Origin of the sequence: Albidovulum marisflavi (assembly GCF_025751435.1) — a bacterium.
GTDB lineage: Bacteria > Pseudomonadota > Alphaproteobacteria > Rhodobacterales > Rhodobacteraceae > Albidovulum > Albidovulum marisflavi.
In genome coordinates this window covers 953159-972139 of sequence record NZ_JAOWKY010000001.1, presented here as the reverse complement: position 1 = coordinate 972139, position 18981 = coordinate 953159, and the positions used below count along the sequence as shown (strand labels likewise).

General features: G+C 63.7%; 21 protein-coding genes. 12 read left to right on the top strand and 9 right to left on the bottom strand.

The features are described from left to right. Positions 1-29 precede the first annotated feature (29 nt). Positions 30-1685 carry an energy-dependent translational throttle protein EttA gene (gene ettA, locus OEW28_RS04685; protein WP_263733540.1) on the top strand — a complete coding sequence of 552 codons (1656 nt, stop codon included), beginning with the start codon at positions 30-32 and terminating at the stop codon, positions 1683-1685. 45 nt (positions 1686-1730) lie between these two features. Here ettA and OEW28_RS04680 read toward each other — a convergent pair whose 3' ends face one another. Both OEW28_RS04680 and OEW28_RS04675 read right to left on the bottom strand, forming a co-directional pair. After that, a complete protein-coding gene (locus tag OEW28_RS04680) occupies positions 1731-1988 on the bottom strand; it encodes a hypothetical protein (protein ID WP_263733539.1) in 258 nt (85 codons plus the stop codon). Positions 1989-2109: 121 nt separating this feature from the next. Beyond that, the gene (locus tag OEW28_RS04675) at positions 2110-2502 is read right to left on the bottom strand and encodes a GFA family protein (RefSeq protein ID WP_263733538.1); all 393 of its coding nucleotides are present in this window, start codon (positions 2500-2502) and stop codon (positions 2110-2112) included. 155 nt (positions 2503-2657) lie between these two features. Here OEW28_RS04675 and OEW28_RS04670 point away from each other — a divergent pair, with 155 nt between their 5' ends. Next, positions 2658-2957, top strand: coding sequence for a DUF4342 domain-containing protein (locus OEW28_RS04670; RefSeq protein ID WP_263733537.1), 300 nt, complete (start codon positions 2658-2660; stop codon positions 2955-2957). Positions 2958-2976: 19 nt separating this feature from the next. Here the strand turns inward: OEW28_RS04670 and OEW28_RS04665 are convergent, their stop codons facing one another. Further along, the gene (locus tag OEW28_RS04665) at positions 2977-3849 is read right to left on the bottom strand and encodes a MurR/RpiR family transcriptional regulator (protein WP_263733536.1); all 873 of its coding nucleotides are present in this window, start codon (positions 3847-3849) and stop codon (positions 2977-2979) included. Positions 3850-4005: 156 nt separating this feature from the next. On the opposite strand from OEW28_RS04665, the gene OEW28_RS04660 reads away from it, so the two are divergent. From OEW28_RS04660 to OEW28_RS04625, 8 genes are all read left to right on the top strand, one after another. Further along, a complete protein-coding gene (locus tag OEW28_RS04660) occupies positions 4006-4791 on the top strand; it encodes an N-formylglutamate amidohydrolase (RefSeq protein WP_263733535.1) in 786 nt (261 codons plus the stop codon). Between the two features lies 1 nt (position 4792). After that, complete coding sequence (locus OEW28_RS04655) at positions 4793-5299, top strand: TRAP transporter small permease subunit (RefSeq protein WP_263733534.1); 507 nt, start codon at positions 4793-4795, stop codon at positions 5297-5299. 1 nt (position 5300) lies between these two features. Then, entirely contained in the window at positions 5301-6626 is a 1326-nt protein-coding gene (locus OEW28_RS04650; RefSeq protein WP_263733533.1) for a TRAP transporter large permease, read from the top strand. Between the two features lie 52 nt (positions 6627-6678). Further along, positions 6679-7719 carry a TRAP transporter substrate-binding protein gene (locus tag OEW28_RS04645; RefSeq protein WP_263733532.1) on the top strand — a complete coding sequence of 347 codons (1041 nt, stop codon included), beginning with the start codon at positions 6679-6681 and terminating at the stop codon, positions 7717-7719. A 114-nt stretch (positions 7720-7833) separates the two neighbouring features. Next, positions 7834-9198, top strand: coding sequence for a glutamine synthetase family protein (locus tag OEW28_RS04640; RefSeq protein ID WP_263733531.1), 1365 nt, complete (start codon positions 7834-7836; stop codon positions 9196-9198). A 37-nt stretch (positions 9199-9235) separates the two neighbouring features. Continuing rightward, the gene (locus OEW28_RS04635) at positions 9236-10624 is read left to right on the top strand and encodes an aldehyde dehydrogenase family protein (RefSeq protein WP_263733530.1); all 1389 of its coding nucleotides are present in this window, start codon (positions 9236-9238) and stop codon (positions 10622-10624) included. Further along, the gene (locus OEW28_RS04630) at positions 10621-11769 is read left to right on the top strand and encodes an iron-containing alcohol dehydrogenase (RefSeq protein WP_263733529.1); all 1149 of its coding nucleotides are present in this window, start codon (positions 10621-10623) and stop codon (positions 11767-11769) included. Before OEW28_RS04635 ends, OEW28_RS04630 begins: the two co-directional genes overlap by 4 nt. Positions 11770-11844: 75 nt before the next feature. Then, positions 11845-13083 carry an NAD(P)/FAD-dependent oxidoreductase gene (locus OEW28_RS04625; protein WP_263733528.1) on the top strand — a complete coding sequence of 413 codons (1239 nt, stop codon included), beginning with the start codon at positions 11845-11847 and terminating at the stop codon, positions 13081-13083. 21 nt (positions 13084-13104) lie between these two features. Here OEW28_RS04625 and OEW28_RS04620 read toward each other — a convergent pair whose 3' ends face one another. The 4 genes from OEW28_RS04620 to def (OEW28_RS04605) form a co-directional block, all read right to left on the bottom strand. Next, entirely contained in the window at positions 13105-13347 is a 243-nt protein-coding gene (locus tag OEW28_RS04620; protein WP_263733527.1) for a GlsB/YeaQ/YmgE family stress response membrane protein, read from the bottom strand. A 40-nt stretch (positions 13348-13387) separates the two neighbouring features. After that, positions 13388-14284: a methionyl-tRNA formyltransferase gene (fmt, locus tag OEW28_RS04615; protein WP_263733526.1), complete on the bottom strand. Its 897-nt coding sequence runs from the start codon at positions 14282-14284 to the stop codon at positions 13388-13390. Between the two features lie 67 nt (positions 14285-14351). Beyond that, on the bottom strand, positions 14352-14855 hold the full coding sequence (def, locus tag OEW28_RS04610) for a peptide deformylase (protein WP_263733525.1): 504 nt from the start codon (positions 14853-14855) through the stop codon (positions 14352-14354). Beyond that, positions 14852-15373 (bottom strand): peptide deformylase, encoded by a 522-nt coding sequence (gene def, locus OEW28_RS04605; RefSeq protein WP_263733524.1) that lies wholly within the window; start codon positions 15371-15373, stop codon positions 14852-14854. Before def (OEW28_RS04605) ends, def (OEW28_RS04610) begins: the two co-directional genes overlap by 4 nt. A gap of 117 nt (positions 15374-15490) precedes the next feature. Between def (OEW28_RS04605) and OEW28_RS04600 the strand changes: the two genes are divergently transcribed. Continuing rightward, positions 15491-16663: a MalY/PatB family protein gene (locus OEW28_RS04600; protein ID WP_263733523.1), complete on the top strand. Its 1173-nt coding sequence runs from the start codon at positions 15491-15493 to the stop codon at positions 16661-16663. A 78-nt stretch (positions 16664-16741) separates the two neighbouring features. On the opposite strand, the gene OEW28_RS04595 is transcribed toward OEW28_RS04600, so the two are convergent. Together OEW28_RS04595 and OEW28_RS04590 are read right to left on the bottom strand one after the other, a co-directional pair. Continuing rightward, on the bottom strand, positions 16742-17092 hold the full coding sequence (locus tag OEW28_RS04595; RefSeq protein WP_263733522.1) for a hypothetical protein: 351 nt from the start codon (positions 17090-17092) through the stop codon (positions 16742-16744). 136 nt (positions 17093-17228) lie between these two features. Then, positions 17229-17591 (bottom strand): response regulator transcription factor, encoded by a 363-nt coding sequence (locus OEW28_RS04590; RefSeq protein ID WP_263733521.1) that lies wholly within the window; start codon positions 17589-17591, stop codon positions 17229-17231. A gap of 163 nt (positions 17592-17754) precedes the next feature. Here OEW28_RS04590 and OEW28_RS04585 point away from each other — a divergent pair, with 163 nt between their 5' ends. Next, positions 17755-18924 carry a lytic murein transglycosylase gene (locus OEW28_RS04585; protein ID WP_263733520.1) on the top strand — a complete coding sequence of 390 codons (1170 nt, stop codon included), beginning with the start codon at positions 17755-17757 and terminating at the stop codon, positions 18922-18924. Positions 18925-18981 lie beyond the last annotated feature (57 nt).

Sequence of the window (18981 nt, the reverse complement as noted above, 5' to 3'; positions counted from 1 at the left end):
CCCGGATTTCAGCGCGACGAGGCACTCTCATGGCATCTTACCAATTCGTCTATCACATGGATGGCGTCTCCAAGACCTATCCCGGCGGCAAGAAGTGTTTCGAGAACATCCGCCTGAACTTCCTGCCGGGCGTCAAGATCGGCGTCGTGGGCGTCAACGGCGCCGGTAAATCGACGCTTTTGCGCATCATGGCCGGCATCGACAAGGACTTCTCGGGCGAGGCCTGGGCCGCCAAGGGCGCGACCGTCGGCTACCTTCCGCAGGAACCCCAGCTTGACGAAAGCCTGACGGTGCGCGGCAACGTGATGGAAGGCGTGAAGGCCAAGCAAGCCAAGCTGGAGCGCTACAACGAGCTGGCCATGAACTACTCGGACGAAACCGCCGAGGAGATGGCGCAACTCCAGGACGAGATCGACGCCGAGAACCTCTGGGATCTCGACAGCCAGGTCGATGTCGCGATGGAGGCGCTGCGCTGCCCGCCGGACGACGCGCAGGTCGACAGCCTTTCGGGCGGCGAAAAGCGCCGGGTCGCGCTCTGCAAGCTGCTTCTGGAAGCGCCCGACATGCTGCTGCTCGACGAACCGACCAACCACCTGGACGCGGAAACCATCGCCTGGCTGCAAAAGCACCTGATCGAGTACAAGGGCACGATCCTGATCGTCACCCACGACCGCTACTTCCTAGATGACATCACCGGCTGGATTCTCGAACTCGACCGCGGCCGGGGCATTCCCTACGAGGGCAACTATTCCGCCTGGCTCGAACAGAAGGCCAAGCGGCTGGAACAGGAAGCGCGCGAGGACAAGGCCCGCCAGAAGGTGCTGGAAAAGGAACTCGAGTGGATCCGCGCCGGCGCCAAGGCCCGTCAGGCCAAGCAGAAGGCGCGTATCAACGCCTACGAGGAAATGGCGTCGAAGTCCGAACGCGAAAAGATCACCTCCGCCCAGATCGTCATCCCCAACGGCCCGCGCCTTGGCGGCAAGGTGATCGAGGTCGAGGGGCTGAAGAAGCACATGGGCGACAAGCAGCTGATCGAGGATCTGTCCTTCGCGCTGCCGCCCGGCGGCATCGTCGGCGTGATCGGCCCGAACGGCGCGGGGAAAACCACGCTCTTCCGCATGCTCACGGGTCAGGAACAGCCCGACGCGGGCGCGGTCAGCTACGGCGACACCGTCAAGCTGTCCTATGTCGACCAGTCGCGCGACGCGCTTGATGCGAACAAGACGGTGTGGGAGGAGATCTCGGGCGGGGCCGAACAGATCGAGCTGGGCGACGTGACCGTGAACTCCCGCGCCTATTGTTCGTCCTTCAACTTCAAGGGCGGCGACCAGCAGAAGAAGGTGGGGCTGCTTTCGGGCGGTGAACGCAACCGCGTTCACATGGCGAAACTGCTGAAATCGGGCGGCAACGTGTTGCTGCTTGACGAACCGACCAACGACCTTGACGTTGAAACGCTGCAGGCGCTCGAAGCCGCGCTGGACGATTTCGCCGGCTGCGCCGTCATCATCTCGCACGACCGCTTCTTCCTTGACCGCCTCTGCACCCACATCCTCGCCTTCGAGGGCGAGGCCCATGTCGAATGGTTCGAGGGCAACTTCGAGGCCTACGAGGAAGACAAGATCCGCCGCCTGGGGCCGGACAGCGTCGAGCCGAAGCGGGTGAAGTACAAGAAGTTCACCCGTTGAGCCATAGAGGGTGCCTGCGTTGAACATCCAACGCAGGCCCTTGGGTCAGAGGCAGAGAAACAGGTGCTCGGCCACGTAATCCGGCAGTTGCCGGGTGGATGCGTATTCCGCACTCTTGCTTGTGCCAATCGCGCAGATGCGGTCCGCTTCCTTCTGCGCAACGGCCATTTGTTCTTTGGCCGGGGCCAAATTCGACGTCTGCACCTTAACGCTGGCACCATTGTAATCACTGACGGTGGCCGTCGTCGGCACGCATCCCGACAGCACGGCGAGCGCAAGAACAACCCTAATTGTTACTTTCATTTTCAATTCCTTACGTCATTCAAGGTTGGGCCCCCAGGCGAAATCTGGCGAATGGCATGGCAAGGTCAAGCACATAATGTTGCGGCGCAGAGAAGCGGTCCGGCGGCGTGTCGCCACTCCCTCACCCCTCTTCCCGCCCCGCCCCCTCCCGGTTCCGTTCATAGCTGCGCTTGACCGGAAACGGCGGCAGCCAGCTTGCGCGTCGGATGGTCCAGAGCTCGTAGGTGGGGACAAACCAGTCGGGCGCGTCGAGTGCGCCGAGGTTCACCTCCACCTCGTCGCCGCTTCGGCTGAAGACCGACGATCCGCAGCGCGGGCAGAAATGCCGTCCGGCAAAGGCCCGCGTCCGGCCCGTCACCGTCACCGCATCCTCGGGGAAGATGGCCGAGGCGTGGAACAGCGCTCCGTGATGCTTGCGGCAATCCAGGCAATGGCACAGGCCGACCCGCCAGGGCCGCCCCCGCGCCTCGATGCGGACATCGCCGCACAGGCATCCGCCGCTGACCGGGTCCATTCTGCATCTCCTTCAAACGGTGGCGCGACGGATCAGTTGTAGCCCGGCGCGTCCGCTTTGCAATCGCGCGGCCCGCGTCCCGCCTTGATCCCCGTCAAGGACAACCGACCCGACTCGCCTCAGCCTGACACCATCTCATGAAACGGAGCTCTCAGATGCCGGACGATGACTGGAACACCGACCATCACAAGAAGCGCAGCTGGACCGAAGAGATCGAAGTGGCGGGGGATGAGCTTGTGGCCCGCGTGAAGGAGCTTGCCGCCGACGCACAGGTCAAGCGCATCCGCATCACCGAACCCGATGGCGATCTCGTGCTCGAGGTGCCGCTGACCATCGGCGCGATCGCCGGGGGCGCGGTCGTTCTTGCCGCGCCGCTTCTGGCCGTGATCGGCGCGCTGGCCGCATTCGTCACCAAGGTGAAGATCGAGATCGTGCGCGACGAGGGCAAGGGCTGACCGCGCCGGCTCCGGACGCTTACTTTCCGCGCCGGAAGAACCGCGCGCGGGCATAAAGTTCCTCAAGCCGCTTCATCCGCGCCTGGGTGTCTTCCCACGTCAGGCGCTGGATTTCGGCCATCAAGGTTTCCACAAGCACCTGGATCGCGACGGTCGAGTCCCAGGCAGAGGGCACCTCGATATGCGCCGATAGCCTGAAGCGCGCGCGCTCGGCGGCGGGCGAAACCCATTGATCGGTGATCAGCACGACCTCTGCCCCCTGGTCGGCCGCCATTTCAACAAGCGTCAGCACGTTGTTTTCATAGCGCCGGATATCGAAGGCCAGAAGCACGTCACCCGGCGCCATGTCGATCAGCGCGGGCGGCCAGGCGTTCGACATGTCAGAAATCAGCGTCACGTTCTGGCGGATCACTTTCATATGCGTCACGAAGTAGTCTGCCATCGCATGGGTGATCCGCCCGCCCATCGCGTAGATCTTTCGGTTCCGATCTGCCATCAGCGCCGCGATGGCGTCGAACTCGGCGTGGTCGATCTGGCCCAGGGTCGCCTGCAGGTTCCCCACGACAGAGTCGGCGAAGCGGTTGAGGATATGGGTATCCGGCACACCGCCCGCCCACCGGTCGTGCTTGACAAGAGGCGAGATCAGACGCTCCTCAACCTCGGCCCGGACGGTGGCCTGAAAATCCGGGTAGCCCTTGTAGCCAAGCTTCTGCGCCAATCGCACCACGGTCGGCGTCGACACCTCGGCCTCTCTCGCAAGAGCCGTGATCGAACCGAGAACGGCAACGGGGTAGTGCCGCGTGATGTGCAAGGCCAGCTGTCGCTCGCTTCGCGTGAGGGTGTCGAACCGCGCCCGGATCTGTTGCTCCACCGTCTGCGCGCTGCCCGGCATGATCCAACTCCTTTTCCGAGCGGCTTTCGGCCACCTTCGTGGCCCATCCCCGGTGCCCACGGAAAAGATTGTAACAGAAATTTCCGACAAGAAAATATCTTGACAGAAATGCGCCTGCGGGTGAGCCTTGGGCCGTGAATCGGGGGATGCCGCGCAATGACGGCGACAGACGGGCCACTTCCAGTCGTCACGATTGAGAACCGCGAAGGCGGCGGTCCGTTTCTGATCGTGTGCGAACACGCCTCCAACCACTTTCCAAGCGCGTTCGGAACCCTGGGGCTGTCCAAGTCGGCCCGGGTCGCGCATATCGCATGGGATCCGGGCGCTCTGGCACTGGCGCGGGCCCTGTCCGGGGCGCTTGATGCGCCGCTCGTGTCCGCGGGGATCTCACGTCTGATCTACGATCTGAACCGCCCGCCGCACGCACCGGGCGCCATGGCCGCGAAAAGCGAGCTTTTTGACGTTCCCGGAAATGCCGAAATCTCGGGCAACGAACGCGCGCGGCGCACCGAACAGATCTACCTTCCCTTTCATGCGGCCCTGCACGACGCGATCGCACATCGACTTGCGGCGGGTAGGCCGCCGGTCATCGTGACCGTCCACAGCTTCACCCCCGTCTATTTCGGCAAACGGCGGGACGTCGAGCTTGGCATCATCCATGACGCGGACCCGGAATTCGCAGAGGCCGTTCTGGCAGAGGCAGAGGGGCGCACCGGGCTTATTTGCCGGTTGAACGACCCGTATTCCGCCGCCGACGGCGTCACCCACACGCTCAGGCTGCAGGCGACGCCCTACGGGCTGGCCCACGTCATGCTTGAGATCAGGAACGACCTGCTTGGCGACGGCGCGGCGGTCGCAGAGATGGCCGCGCGCCTTGCCCCGGTGCTGCGCGCGGCGCTTTCGCGGATGGTGGCGAAGACAGGGGAAAGGGCGGCGCACTGACATGCCGAACTGGATCAAGACCTATGTGCGAACAGTCGATGCGGTGAACTACCGCGTCGGGCGCATGTCCATGTATCTTCTGTTCCTGCTGATGGGCGTCCTTCTTTGGTCTTCGATCAGCAAGCTTATCAATCAGAACGCGATCTGGACCCTTGAAATGGCCCAGTTCATCATGGTCGCCTATTACATGCTGGGCGGCCCCTATTCGCTCCAGCTCGACAGCAACGTCCGCATGGACCTGCTTTACCATAGCTGGTCGGACCGCACGCGGGCCTGGGTGGATGCCTTCTCGGTCTTCGCGCTGCTGTTTTATCTTGGCGTTCTTCTCTACGGCGCAATCGAAAGCACCGCCTATTCGCTGGAATACGGCGAACGCAGCCCGACGGCCTGGCGCCCCTACGTCGCGCCGATCAAGATCATCATGTGCGTTGGCATCTCTCTGATGCTGCTTCAAGCCATCGCCTTTTTCTTCAAGGACGTGGCCAAACTGCGCGGAGAGGAGCTCTGACATGTCATACGACATGATCGCGATCATGATGTTCTCGACGATGATGCTGATGATGATGACGGGGCAGCGCGTCTTCGGGGCGATCGGCTTCGTCGCCGTGCTTGCGTCGGTTTCCCTCTGGGGTGTCGGCGGTTCGGATCTGGGCTTTGCCGCCGCGATGAAACTGATGAAGTGGTATCCGCTGCTGACGCTGCCGATGTTCATCTTCATGGGCTACGTGCTGTCCGAAAGCCGCCTGGCGGACGACCTTTACCGCATGTTCCACGTCTGGATGGGTCCGGTGCCCGGCGGGCTTGCCATCGGCACGATCCTACTGATGGTAGTGATCTCGGCGATGAACGGGCTGTCGGTCGCGGGCATGGCGATCGGCGCCACCATCGCGCTGCCCGAGCTGCTCAGGCGCAATTACGACAAGCTGATGGTGACCGGGGTCATCCAGGCCGGATCGAGCCTTGGCATCCTTGTCCCGCCGTCGGTGGTACTTGTTCTTTACGCGATGATCGCCCGACAGCCGGTCGGCCAGCTGTGGCTTGCGGGCGTGTTCCCCGGCCTGATGATGGCGACGCTCTTCATCCTCTACATCTGGCTGCGCTGCAAGGTGACGCCCAGCCTGGGCCCCGTTCTGTCGGCCGAGGAGCGCGCGCAGATCACGCGCGCCGAAAAGCTGCGGCTATTGCGGGCTGGCCTTCTGCCGCTGATCATCTTCGTGTCGATGATGGTGCCCTTCGTGACGGGGTACACGAGTCTGGTGGAAAGCTCGGTCGTGGGTGCCATGGCCTCGGTTCTTGCCGCGATCATCAAGGGGCGCTTCACGTGGGCCGTGTTCGAAACGGCGACGCGCGAAACGCTGGCGATTTCCTGCATGTTCATGTGGATCATCCTTGCCGCACTCGCCTTCGGCGCGGTGTTCGACGGACTGGGCGCGGTGAAGTCGATCGAAGGCTTCTTTGTCGACCGTCTGGGCCTGTCGGCATGGCAGATCCTGATCATGATGCAGCTGAGCTACCTGATCATGGGTACCTTTCTGGACGACACCGCGATGCTGGTCATCGTGGCGCCGCTTTATGTGCCGCTGGTCAAGGCTCTTGGCTTCGATCTGATCTGGTACGGCGTGCTTTACACGATCACCTGCCAGATCGCCTACATGACGCCGCCCTTCGGCTACAATCTGTTCCTGATGCGGGCGATGGCACCCAAGGAGGTGACCATCCACGACATCTATCGCTCCATCGTTCCCTTCGTCTGCGTGATGATCCTGGCCCTGGCCATCGTCATGGCCTTCCCTGAAATCGCGCTTTGGCTGCCAAACCACGTCTATTCCCGTTGACCCCAAGGCCCACGCAAGAGGGGCGCCCTGTAACCAGCAAGGAGAGAGAGAGATGACGACGACAAGACGGAAGTTCCTGACCTCTGGCGCCGCGGTGGGCGCTTCGGCGCTGGCCGCCCCGGCTGTTCATGCCCAGTCCGCGCCGATCAAGTGGCGCATGCAGACCTATGCCGGACCCGCGCTGGCGGTCGAGGTCGTTGACCAGTGCATCAAGGATTTCAACGAGATCGCCGATGGTCAAATGGAGATCGAGCTTTTCTACGCCGACCAGCTGGTGCCAACGGGCGAGCTGTTCCGCGCCATGCAGAAGGGCACGATCGACGCGGTGCAATCGGACGACGACTCCATGGCCTCCCCGACCGAGGTGACGGTGTTCGGCGGCTACTTCCCGCTGGGCCTGCGCTATTCGCTGGACGTGCCCGCGCTGTTCAATCACTGGGGGCTCGACGAGATCTGGAAGGAAGAATACGCCAAGGTCGGCGTCAAGCACATCTCTGCCGGGTCCTGGGACCCGTGCAACTTCGCGACCCACAAGCCCATCACCTCGCTTGCCGACCTGAACGGGCTGCGCATCTTCACCTTCCCGACCGCTGGCCGGTTCCTGTCGCGCTTCGGCGTCATTCCGGTCACGCTGCCCTGGGAGGACGCCGAGGTGGCGCTTCAGACGGGCGAGTTGGACGGCATTGCCTGGTCGGGCATCACCGAGGACTACACCTCGGGCTGGGCGAACGTGACGGAGTACTTCCTGACCAACAACATCTCTGGCGCCTGGATCGGCCATTTCTTTGCCAACATGGACCGCTGGAACGAAGTGCCGCCGCATCTGCAGAAGCTGATGCAGGTCTGCTTCGACAGTTCGCACTACTATCGCCAGCACTGGTACTGGAACGGCGAGGCCAACCTGCGCGTGAACGAAACCAAGCTGAAGTCCACCACCATTCCCGACAGCGAATGGCAGACGGTCGAGGACGAGGCCCACAAATTCTGGGACGAGATCGCGGCTGAAAGCGAATTGAAGGCGAAGGTCGTCGACATCTTCAAGCGCTACAACGAAACCATGGTGAAGGCCGGCAAGCCTTACCGCTACAGCTGAGGAAAAGCGGGGCGGCGGCCATCTCGCCGCCCCTTCCCAAGAATTTGATCAAATAATAGAGTGCATCGACAGCGGCGCGAATCCGCCCGCCCTGACGAACGAGGAGAGCCACGAATGCCCGCAAACCTGACCTTTGACGCGCTCAAGCAGGCCGTCGCCGCAGGTGAAATCGACACTGTCCTGGTCTGCATCGTGGACATGCAGGGGCGGCTCATGGGCAAGCGCTTCGTGGCCAAGCACTTCGTCGATGGCGGGCATGAGGAAACCCACTGCTGCAACTACCTGCTCGCGCTGGATGTCGAGATGTTCACGGTCCCCGGCTACAAGTCCGCCAGTTGGACGAAGGGTTACGGCGACTACATCGTGAAGCCCGACCTGTCGACGCTGCGCCGCGTGCCCTGGCTTCCCGGCACCGCCATGGTGATGTCCGACCTCCTTGACCACCACACCCACGAAGAGGTCGCCGTGTCGCCCCGCGCGATCCTCAAACGGCAGGTCGCGCGCGCCAAGGCGATGGGCTTCGACGCGATGATGGCGACCGAGCTTGAGTTCTTCCTTTTCGCCAACAGCTATGACGCCATCAACGAAAGCGGCTACCGTGACCTTCAGACGCTGGGCCGGCACAACGTCGATTACGCGATCTTCGGCACGACGAAGGAAGAGGGCGTGATGCGCGCGATCCGGAACGGATTGTGGGACGCGGGCGTGCCGATCGAATGCTCCAAGGGCGAGGCCGAGATCGGCCAGGAAGAGGTCAACGCCAAGTATTCCGACGCGCTGGACACCTGCGACAACCACACGATCATCAAGAACGGCGTCAAGGAAATCTGCCATCAGCACGGGCACGCAGCGACCTTCATGGCAAAGTACAGCCACGAACGCGCAGGATCGTCGAGCCATGTCCACCAGTCGCTTTGGAAGGACGGCAAGCCCGCCTTCCTGGACCCGAAAGCCCCGCACGGCATGTCGGACCTGATGCGCCACTACGTCGCCGGACAACTCGCCTACGCGCGTGAGATCACCCCGCTTCTGGCCCCGTACATCAACAGCTACAAGCGCTTCGTCGTGGGCATGTTCGCCCCCACCAAGGCGGTCTGGAGCCTGGACAACCGCACCGCTGGGTTCCGCGTCTGCGGCGAGGGAACCAAGGGCATCCGGGTGGAGTGCCGGATCGGCGGCGCCGATCTCAACCCCTACATGGCCTGCGCGGGGCTTCTCGCCGCGGGGCTCGCGGGGATCGAACAGAAACTGGAACTGGAAGCCGCCATTTCGGGCGACATCTACCACGCCAAACGCGTGCGCGAGATCCCGAAGACACTGGGCGAGGCGGCCGATCTGATGTCCAAGTCCAAGATGCTGCGCGCGGCTTTCGGGGATGAAGTGGTAGACCATTACGTCCACGCGGCGCACTGGGAGATCGCCGAACAGAACCGCGTCGTGACGGACTGGGAACTGAAACGGGGCTTCGAACGGCTCTGAGAACACGACCGGCGCATCTGCGCCAAGCGAGGACCAAATGACCAGGATCATCCAATGTATCTCGCCCGTCGACGGGCGGGTCTATGCCGAACGGACAGCGCTGTCGCACGAGGCCGCCGCCACCTGTGTCGCGCGCGCGAAATCGGCGCAGGCGGCCTGGGCGGCGCGGCCCCTGGACGAACGCATCGCACTTGTGCAGGCGGGCGTCGCCAACCTCAACGCCGACAAGGAACGCATCGTCGAGGAACTGGCCTGGCAGATGGGCCGCCCGACGCGCTTCGGCGGTGAATTCGGCGGGCTGAACGAACGGACCAACTTCATGGCCGGTATCGCGGCCGAAGCGCTGGCCCCGATGACGGTCGAGGAAACCGACCGCTTCGCCCGCCGGATCGAATTTGCGCCCCACGGGGTCGTCTTCGTCATCGCGCCGTGGAACTATCCCTACATGACCGCGATGAACACGATCGTTCCGGCGCTGATCGCCGGGAACGCTGTGATCCTGAAGCATGCGAGCCAGACGCTTCTGGTGGGTGAGCGCATCGCCGAGGCCCTGCACAGCGTTGGCATCCCCGCCGAGGTGTTCCAGAACGTCGTTCTTGACCACGCGGGCACCGAAAAGCTCATCGCGGACCGGTCCTTCGGCTTCGTGAACTTCACGGGTTCCGTCGGCGGAGGTCAGGCGATCGAGCGCGCCGCCGCTGGCACCTTCACCGCACTCGGGCTTGAGCTGGGCGGCAAGGACCCGGGCTACGTGATGGAGGACGCCGACATCGACTGGGCGGTCGACACGCTGATGGACGGCGCGATGTACAACGCCGGCCAGTGCTGCTGCGGGATCGAGCGGATCTACGTCAACCACAAGCTCTTCGACGACTTCGTCCACAAGGCCGTGGCCTGGGTCAACACGCTGAAGCTCGGGAACCCGTTCGACGCCGAAACCACGCTGGGGCCCATGGCGAACAGGCGCTTCGCGGAAACCGTGCGCGCCCAGACGGCCGAGGCCGTGTCTGCCGGCGCAACCCCGCTGATCGAGCGGCAGAACTTCCCTGCCGACGATGGCGGCGCCTACCTGATGCCGCAGGTTCTGGTCAACGTCGACCATTCCATGCGCGTCATGACCGAGGAAAGCTTCGGCCCCGTCGTCGGCATCATGCCCGTCAAGGACGATGCCGAGGCGCTTCGGCTGATGAACGACAGCCCCTATGGCCTGACCGCCAGCCTGTGGACCAAGGACGAAGACCGGGCTTGGTCCATCGCTCGCCGCATCGAAACCGGCACCGTCTTCATGAACCGCGCCGACTACCTTGACCCGGCGATCTGCTGGACCGGCTGCAAGGACACCGGCCGCGGCGTCGGCCTGTCCAAGCTTGGCTATCAGTCCGTCACCCGTCCCCGTTCCTACCACTTCCGCAAGGTGAAAGCATGACCGTCCCGACCGCAAACTGGTCCTACCCGACCGCCGTCAAGTTCGGCCCCGGCCGCATCAGGGAACTTGCAGACCATTGCAAGGCGGCTGGCATCAAGCGCCCGCTTCTTGTCACCGACAAGGCGCTGGCCAGCCTGCCGATCACCGCGCAGGCGCTGGACATCCTGGACGCGGCGGGCCTTGGGCGGGCCGTCTTTTCCGAGGTAGACCCGAACCCGAACGAGATGAACATGGAAGCCGGGCTCAAGGTCTACCGTGCAGGCGGCCACGACGGCGTCGTCTGCTTTGGCGGCGGTTCCGCGCTGGACCTTGGCAAGATGATCGCGCTCATGGTCGATCAACCCGTCAGCGTCTGGGACCTTGAGGACATCGGAGACTGGTGGACCCGCGCCAATGCCGCCACTATCGCCCCCATCGTCGCCGTGCCAACCACAGCGGGCACCGGGTCCGAGGTCGGCCGCGCAGGGGTTCTGACCAATTCCGCGACCCACAAGAAGAAGATCATCTTCCACCCGAAGCTGCTGCCCGCGGTCACGATCTGCGACCCGGAACTGACCGTCGGCATGCCGAAGTTCATTACCGCCGGCACCGGCATGGATGCGCTTGCCCATTGCCTTGAAGCCTATTGCTCGCCCTTCTACCACCCGATGAGCCAGGGCATCGCGCTGGAAGGCATGCGGCTGGTGTTCGAAAACCTGCCCAAGGTCTACGCCAACCCCACCGATCTTGAGGCGCGCGCACACATGATGTCGGCCGCCGCCATGGGGGCGGTCGCCTTCCAGAAAGGCCTTGGCGCCATCCATTCGCTGTCCCATCCCGTGGGCGCGGTCTACAATACCCACCACGGCACCACGAACGCGGTCGTCATGCCCATGGTACTGGACTTCAACCGTCATGCGATCGAAGACCGGATCGGAAAGGCTGCAGCGTATCTTGGCATTCAGGGTGGCTTTGACGGCTTCCGCGCGCGGATCATGGATCTGCGGGCAGCGCTTGGCATCCCCGAGAACCTGAGCGCCATGGGCGTCGATTCCGCCCGGCTGGACGAACTGACCGAAATGGCGCTTGAAGATCCCTCCTGCGGCGGCAATCCGGTCGAGATGACGCGCGAAAACACGCGCGCGCTTTATCAGGCCTGCATGTAGATCAAGGGCGCGACAGGGGGGGCATTGGCCCCCGCGCCTGACGGCTGAATTCGGTCAGCGGCCGAAAGGGGGAACATGTCCGAATCCGCAAAGATCGCGGTTGTCGGCGCGGGCGTGGTGGGTCTTGCCATCGCGCACCGCTTGGCATCGGGCGGGCACGAGGTCGTTGTCATCGATCCCGAACCGCCGGGCTCTGGCGCGTCCTACGGCAATGCCGGCACAGTGGCGGACTATGCCGTGCAACCTGTCGGCACGCCTGACGTCCTAAGAAATCTGCCCTCATTGCTGTTCGACCGGAATTCACCGCTTGCGATCCGCAAGGCGGCCCTGCCGACGCTGGCGCCCTGGCTCTTGCGCTTCGCACGGCAATCCCTGCCTGGGGCGGCACGGCGCAACGCGCAAGCGCTGGCGACCCTGTTGTCCGACGCCGCACCGCGTTGGCAGGCCCTTGCGGCGGACATAGGCGCGGCGGAGATCCTGCAGGATCGCGGCTGCCTGTACTGGTACCGGACCGATCGCGCGCTTTCGGCGGCAGAGTCTGACTTGCGCTTCCGACAAGCCTGCGGCGTTACCGTCGAGCGCCTGACGCCAGCCGAGTTGGCCGCACTTGAACCCGGCCTGCCGGTCGACGGCGGCGGAGCGGCGTTCTTTCCCAATGCCCTTTTCATGACCGACCCGGGCCGCATGGTCGGAGAGCTTGCCAAGGCGACCGCCGCCCGTGGCGCCAGCTTCCTGACCACGCGCGTGGCTGGCCTTCGACGGACCAGCGGCGGGGTTCGCCTGTCGGGGCCGGGCCTGGATGTGACCGTCCGCCATGCGGTCATCGCGGCTGGCGCCCACTCTCGCGCGCTGGCTTGGCAGGCGGGCGACCGGATCCCGCTTGATACCGAACGCGGTTACCACCTTGAATGGAACATGGACCGATCGCCGGTCACCCGCCCTGTCTGCCCCACCGATCGCGGCTTCTACATGTGCCCGATGGCGGGGCGTCTGCGTGTCGCGGGCACGGTCGAGCTTGGCGGGCTGAAGGCGCCGCCCTCGCCCCACAGGAAAGCACGGCTTCTGGAAGGCGCCCGCGAAATCTTCCCGAACCTTCCACCTCCTGACCGAGACTGGATGGGTTTTCGCCCCTCGATCCCAGACAGCCTGCCCGTGATCGGCCCGTCCCGCGAGGGGGATGACGTCCTTTTCGCATTCGGGCATGGCCATATCGGACTGACGCTGGCGCCGATCACCGCCGCGATGATCGAAGGCTGGATCCATGGCAACACGCCCGCGGAAGGTGCCGATGCCGTGCGCGCCGACAGGTTCTAGTTCCGGCGGGCCGAACCGGGTCTAGTGCCGCCTTGGCCCGTATGTCTGCCAGAGCCAGATCAGGAGCATCGCGCCAAGCACCGCGCCGACAAATCCCGCGGCGAAGCCAGTGACCGCGATCAGGCCGCGCAAGGCCAGGCCGCCGATCAGCGCGCCAAAGACACCGATTGCCGTCGTCGTCAGGATGTCGGCTTCGATCTTCATGAGCCGGGTCGCCAGAAAACCGGCAGCAGCGCCAATGATGATAAGGGCAATGATGTGCATCGCGTCCTCCACGGCGCGCATTATCGCGCGAAGCAGGCGTTCAGACCAGACGTTCCGGCAAGGTCAGACCGCGCAAAAGCTCATCCGTTCCCATAGGCCGCCTACCCTCGCGCTGCGCCTGGGTGATTTCCACTGCGCCGTCGGAGCACGCGATCGTCAGCCCACCCAGAACCTGCCCCGGCACGCCTGAACCCTTGGCCAAGCGCGACCTGAGCAGCTTGATCCGTTCCCCGGCAATCTCGGTCCAGGCACCGGGAAATGGCGACAGCGCCCGGATCTGCCGGTCCACCTCGACCGCCGGGCGCGACCAATCGACCCGCGCTTCGGCCTTGTCGATCTTCGCCGCGTAGGTCACGCCAACCGCATCCTGTGGCGTGGGCACCAGCGTATCAAGCCGATCCAGCGCCTCGACGATGAGATCGGCACCCATTGCGGACAATCTGTCGTGAAGGTCGGCGGTGGTTTCTTCGGCCCCGATCTTGGTCCGCGCCTCGATCAGCACGGGCCCGGTATCCAGCCCGGCCTCCATCTGCATGATCGCGACGCCGGTTTCGGCGTCTCCTGCCATGATCGCGCGATGGATGGGCGCCGCCCCCCGCCAGCGCGGCAGGAGCGAGGCATGGATGTTCAGGCAGCCCTTCGCTGGCGCATCCAGAACGGCCTGCGGCAAGATCAGCCCATATGCCACAACCACGGCCACATCCACGCCAAGCGCCGCAAATTCGGCTTGCTCAGGCGCGCCCTTGAGCGAGGCGGGATGGCGCACTGGCAGTCCAAGCGCCTCGGCCCTTGTCTGCACCGGTGAAGGGCGGTCCTTCTTGCCGCGGCCTGCCGGGCGCGGCGGCTGGCAGTAGACGCAGACCACCTCATGCGCCGCGTGAAGCGCCTCAAGCGCGGGCACCGAAAACTCCGGTGTTCCCATGAAGACGACCCGCATGTCCTGCCCCCTTCTTGGTCGCGCGAAAACCCCCGAACGGGGTCCGGGCGGTCTTCGGCGGTTTCGCTCAGACGCGCTTCTTCAGCTTGTCCGCCTTTGCCACCAGCATCTTTTTCCTCAGCGGCGAGAGCCGGTCAAAATACATCTTGCCGTTCAGATGATCGATCTGGTGCTGGACGCTCGTGGCCCAGAGGCCGACGAAATCCCGATCCTCGATCTCGCCCGCCTCGTTCAGGAAGCGGACCGTCACCGCCCTCGGCCGCTCGATCACGGCAGAAACGCCGGGCAGGTTCGGGCTGGCCTCTTCGTGCCGCCGCATCTGGATCGACGAATGGAGAACCTCGGGATTGGCCATCTTGACCGCCTGCCCGCGCTTGTCCGAACAATCAACGACCGCCAGCCGCAACATCATCCCGATCTGTGGCGCCGCCAGACCGTAGCCCGGCATCGCATCCATGGTTTCCACCATGTCTTCCCAGACCATTCTCACGGTTTCGGTCACCGCCTGGACCGGCTCAGCCGGGGTGCGCAGCCGCTTGTCGGGCCAGGGAACGAACGGGCGGACGGTCACGCGCGCGCCCGTTCCCGCTTCAGCTTTTCCATCTTCCGCGTGATCAGCTGACGCTTGAGCGGGGTAAGGTAGTCGATGAAAAGCTTGCCGTCCAAATGGTCGATCTCGTGCTGGGCGCAGGTCGCCCAGAGGCCCGAAAAATGTTCTTCCTGCGTCTTGCCCGCCAGGTCGAGCCAGCGGACACGGACCTCGGCCGGGCGCGTGACTTCGGCGTATTGTTCCGGGATGGACAGGCAGCCCTCCTCGTGCACGTTCGTCAGGTCCGAGCGCCAGGTGATCTCGGGGTTGATCAGCACCATCGGCCGGGGCGCGGCGCCTTCCTCCTTGACGCAGTCCATGACGAAGATGCGGCTCATCTGCCCGACCTGCGGTCCCGCCAGGCCGACACCGGGTGCGTCGTACATGGTTTCCAGCATGTCATCAGCAAGCCGACGCACATCGTCCGTGATTTCGGTCACGGGGGCGCACAGCTTTTTCAGGCGCGGATCGGGATGGATAAGGATCGGACGTATGCTCATGCGGCTGATTTAGGGCATGGCCCGGCGCGGTGCAATGGCCTGAGACGCTGGCGCGTCCGGCACTTGCGTCCGGCTACGCGTCGGCTAGGGTACGCGGCGCATCATCGGAGGCCAGGCATGTCATTCGACGACATCATCGACTATCGCGGCACCCACTCCAGCAAGTGGGACACCATGGAAAAATCCATGGGCGTCTCTGCCGAGGACGGGCTTGCGATGTGGGTCGCCGACATGGATTTCCGCCCGCCCGAGGGCATGCTGCGCACCGTGATCGACACCGCAGAGCGTGGGCTTTTCACCTATTTCGGCGACACGCGGGAATATGACGGCGCGATAGCCTGGTGGATGCAGACCCGGCATGGCTGGCAGGTCGACCCGGCTGCCATCCTCACGACCCACGGCATCGTCAACGCGGTTTCGATGGCGCTGGAAACCTTCACGCGCCCCGGCGACGGCGTGATCCTTATGACCCCTGTGTACCATGCATTCGGACGCGTGATCCGCGCCAATGACCGCAAGCTGGTCGAATGTCCGCTTGTGCTGCGCGACGGGGTTTACGCCATGGACTTCGAAACCTGGGACGGCATGATGACCGGAGAAGAGAGGATGCTGATCCTCTGCTCGCCCCACAACCCCGGTGGCCGCGTCTGGACGCGCGCGGAACTGCGGGCCGTCGCCGACTTTGCCCGTCGCCACGATCTGATCCTGGTTTCGGACGAAATACACCACGATCTTGTCTATCCGGGGCACAAGCATATCCCGATGACAGTCGCAGCGCCGGAAGTCGCCGATCGCCTCTTGATGATGACGGCGACGTCCAAGACCTTCAACGTCGCGGGCATGCATTGCGGCAACGTGATCATTCCGGACCCGAAGCTGCGGGCCGCCTATCAGAAGCGGCTGGCACAGCTTGCGATCTCGCCGAATTCGATGTCGATGCGCATGACGCCCGCTCTTTACTCGCCCGAGGGCGCGCAATGGGTCGATGCGCTTTGCGCTTATCTCGATGCCAACCACAGGCTGTTCGTCGAGGGCATCAACGCCATTCCGGGGCTGAAGGCGCAACCGATGCAGGGAACATATCTTGCCTGGGTCGATTTCGCAGACACCGGCATGACGCATGCTGAATACTCGGCACGCGTTGCTAAGGACGCGAAGATCGCGGCAAGTCCTGGCGCGGTGTTCGGGCGTGGGGGCGAAAGCTTCCTGCGCTTCAACATCGGCACGCAGCGCGCGAGGATCGAAGACGCGCTATCGCGGATGCACCACGCCTTCCGGGACCTGCAATAACCGTATTCAGCGCCCCTGGCGGCGCAGCCGTCGCGGCAAGACGGTCAGGTCCTTCGCTTTGCGAAAGGCCCGGAGCCCCTAGGAGCGTGGCAGGTAGCCGACCGGCCCGTTTTCGTCACGGACGTAGTCGATGGGCGCGCGGTCCAGTGCGGCCGTCGACCGTTTCATCACGCAGATCAGCTCGCCCTCTTCGACCTCGGACGCAATGATCAGGCACTGCCAGAGGTGCCGCGATCCATCGTAGATATCGACCAGCCCGCGCAGTTGCAGCACCTGATCGGCGTCAAGCGCGAATCCGTCCTCCCAGAAGCGCAGAATGGGATACACTTCGTCCCCGACCATGACGCGCAGCCGAGATCGCTTTCTGAGATCTCTCTTGCGCGCCTCTTCCAGCCCGGCGCGAACCTCTTTCGGCAAGATATCCGTCATCATCCACCCCCCATGAACAACAGCCTTGCCCCGATGCTTCGTCAAATCAAGTTAAGGATATGTGACGGCCGGGATTTTCATCATTCGCCGCGCTGAAACGGGCGTTGACCCCAAGCTGAAAACAATTGTGGGACGCTCAGCTGCGCGTGCCATAATGTTCGACGACGGTGACGAGGTCATCCGGCGACGTGCCGCTGGGAAGGACGGCGCAGGCGTTAGGCGCCAGAGCAAAGATCGATCCGTCAGAAAAGAAGGTGGACGAGGTCACGAAGATGACGCGCGTCTCCGGCCTTCGGTAGCTTGCGTAATCCGCGACCGCCAGCGCACTTCCCTCTTCCAGGACGACATCCAGGACGATGATGTCATGGGTCCGCTCGGATATCGCCTCTGCCGCTTCCTCCTGGCTGCCCGCCAACTCCACCGCGAAGCCGCGCCGTTCCAGATGTCGCTGCCATAGCCAGCGCAGACTGGCATTGCTTTCGACAATCAGCACTTGCATCGACATCCCCCTGCGGCGTCGGCCTTATGGGCCGAACGCCTAGCTGCCTGAATCTTTCAGCACGAAAGGTTAAGCTATCGTTAACACACATTGGCTGACAGGCCAGCATGTTGCCATGGGCTGTCGGCACGCTAATCTTCGCACCGCCGTATCGGAGGTACAGATGTTTTTGAGAACCGCGTTTCTTGCCGGATTGTCCTTGATCCCCGCCCCCGCAATTGCCCAGTGCGGAGGAGATTTTTCCTCATTCATCAATGGATTGAAGTCAGAAGCCGTCGCGAACGGGCACGCCCCCAAGACTGTCGACGCCTTCTTTGCCCCAATCCGGCTTGATCAGAAGGTGATCAAGGCGGACCGGGCCCAGGGCTTCTTCAAGAAGACCTTCATAGAGTTCTCTCAAGCCGTGATCAGCAAGAACCGGCTTGATCACGGGCGCAACAATGCACGGAAATACGCCGACGTCTTCGACAGGATCGAACGCGACTTCGGGATCCAAAGGGGGGTGCTGCTGGCGTTCTGGGCGCTGGAAACGGACTACGGCGCGGTTCAGGGTGACTTCAACACCGCGAACGCGCTTGTCACCTTGGCCCATGACTGCCGCAGACCGCACCTTTTCCGCCCTCAGGTGCTGGCCGCAATCGAGCTTTTCGAGCGGGGCGATTTCGACCCCGCGAGCACGACCGGCGCCTGGGCCGGCGAGATCGGCCAGGTGCAGATGCTTCCCGAGGATATCCTGCGCAACGGCGTGGATGGCGACGGCGACGGGCATGTGCGGCTGAAAACCTCGGCCGCCGATGCGTTGATGAGCGGCGCGAAGATGATCAAGGGCTTCGGCTGGCGTGCGAACGAACCCTGGCTGCAAGAGGTCACGGTTCCCGAAGATCTGGACTGGCGGCTCACCGGGCTGGATCACGAACTGCCCGTCGACGAATGGGCAAGGCGTGGGGTCAAGGCGCACTCGGGTGAGCTTGCGCGGAACCTGAAGGGGTCGATTCTCCTGCCGGTGGGACGCAAGGGACCGGCCTTCATCGCCTATCCGAACTTCCATGTCTATCTGAAGTGGAACCAAAGCTTCGTCTACGTCAACACTGCCGCCTATTTCGCGACCCGGCTCGACGGGGCGCCGGTCTTCGATGCGGGCAACCCTGAACCGGGGCTTGGCGACAAGGAGATGAAGGCACTTCAGCAGAGGCTTGCCGCGCGCGGTCACGACGTCGGCAAGATCGACGGGATCCTTGGAGAGAAAACGCGCGAGGCCGTACAGAAGGAACAAGAGCGGCTTGGCCTTCCCGCCGACGCCTGGCCGACGCGGGCGCTTCTGGACCGGCTCTGACCGGGCGCAAGCAAAAAGGGCCGGCAATGCCGGCCCTTTCGTCACAATCACAAGGGT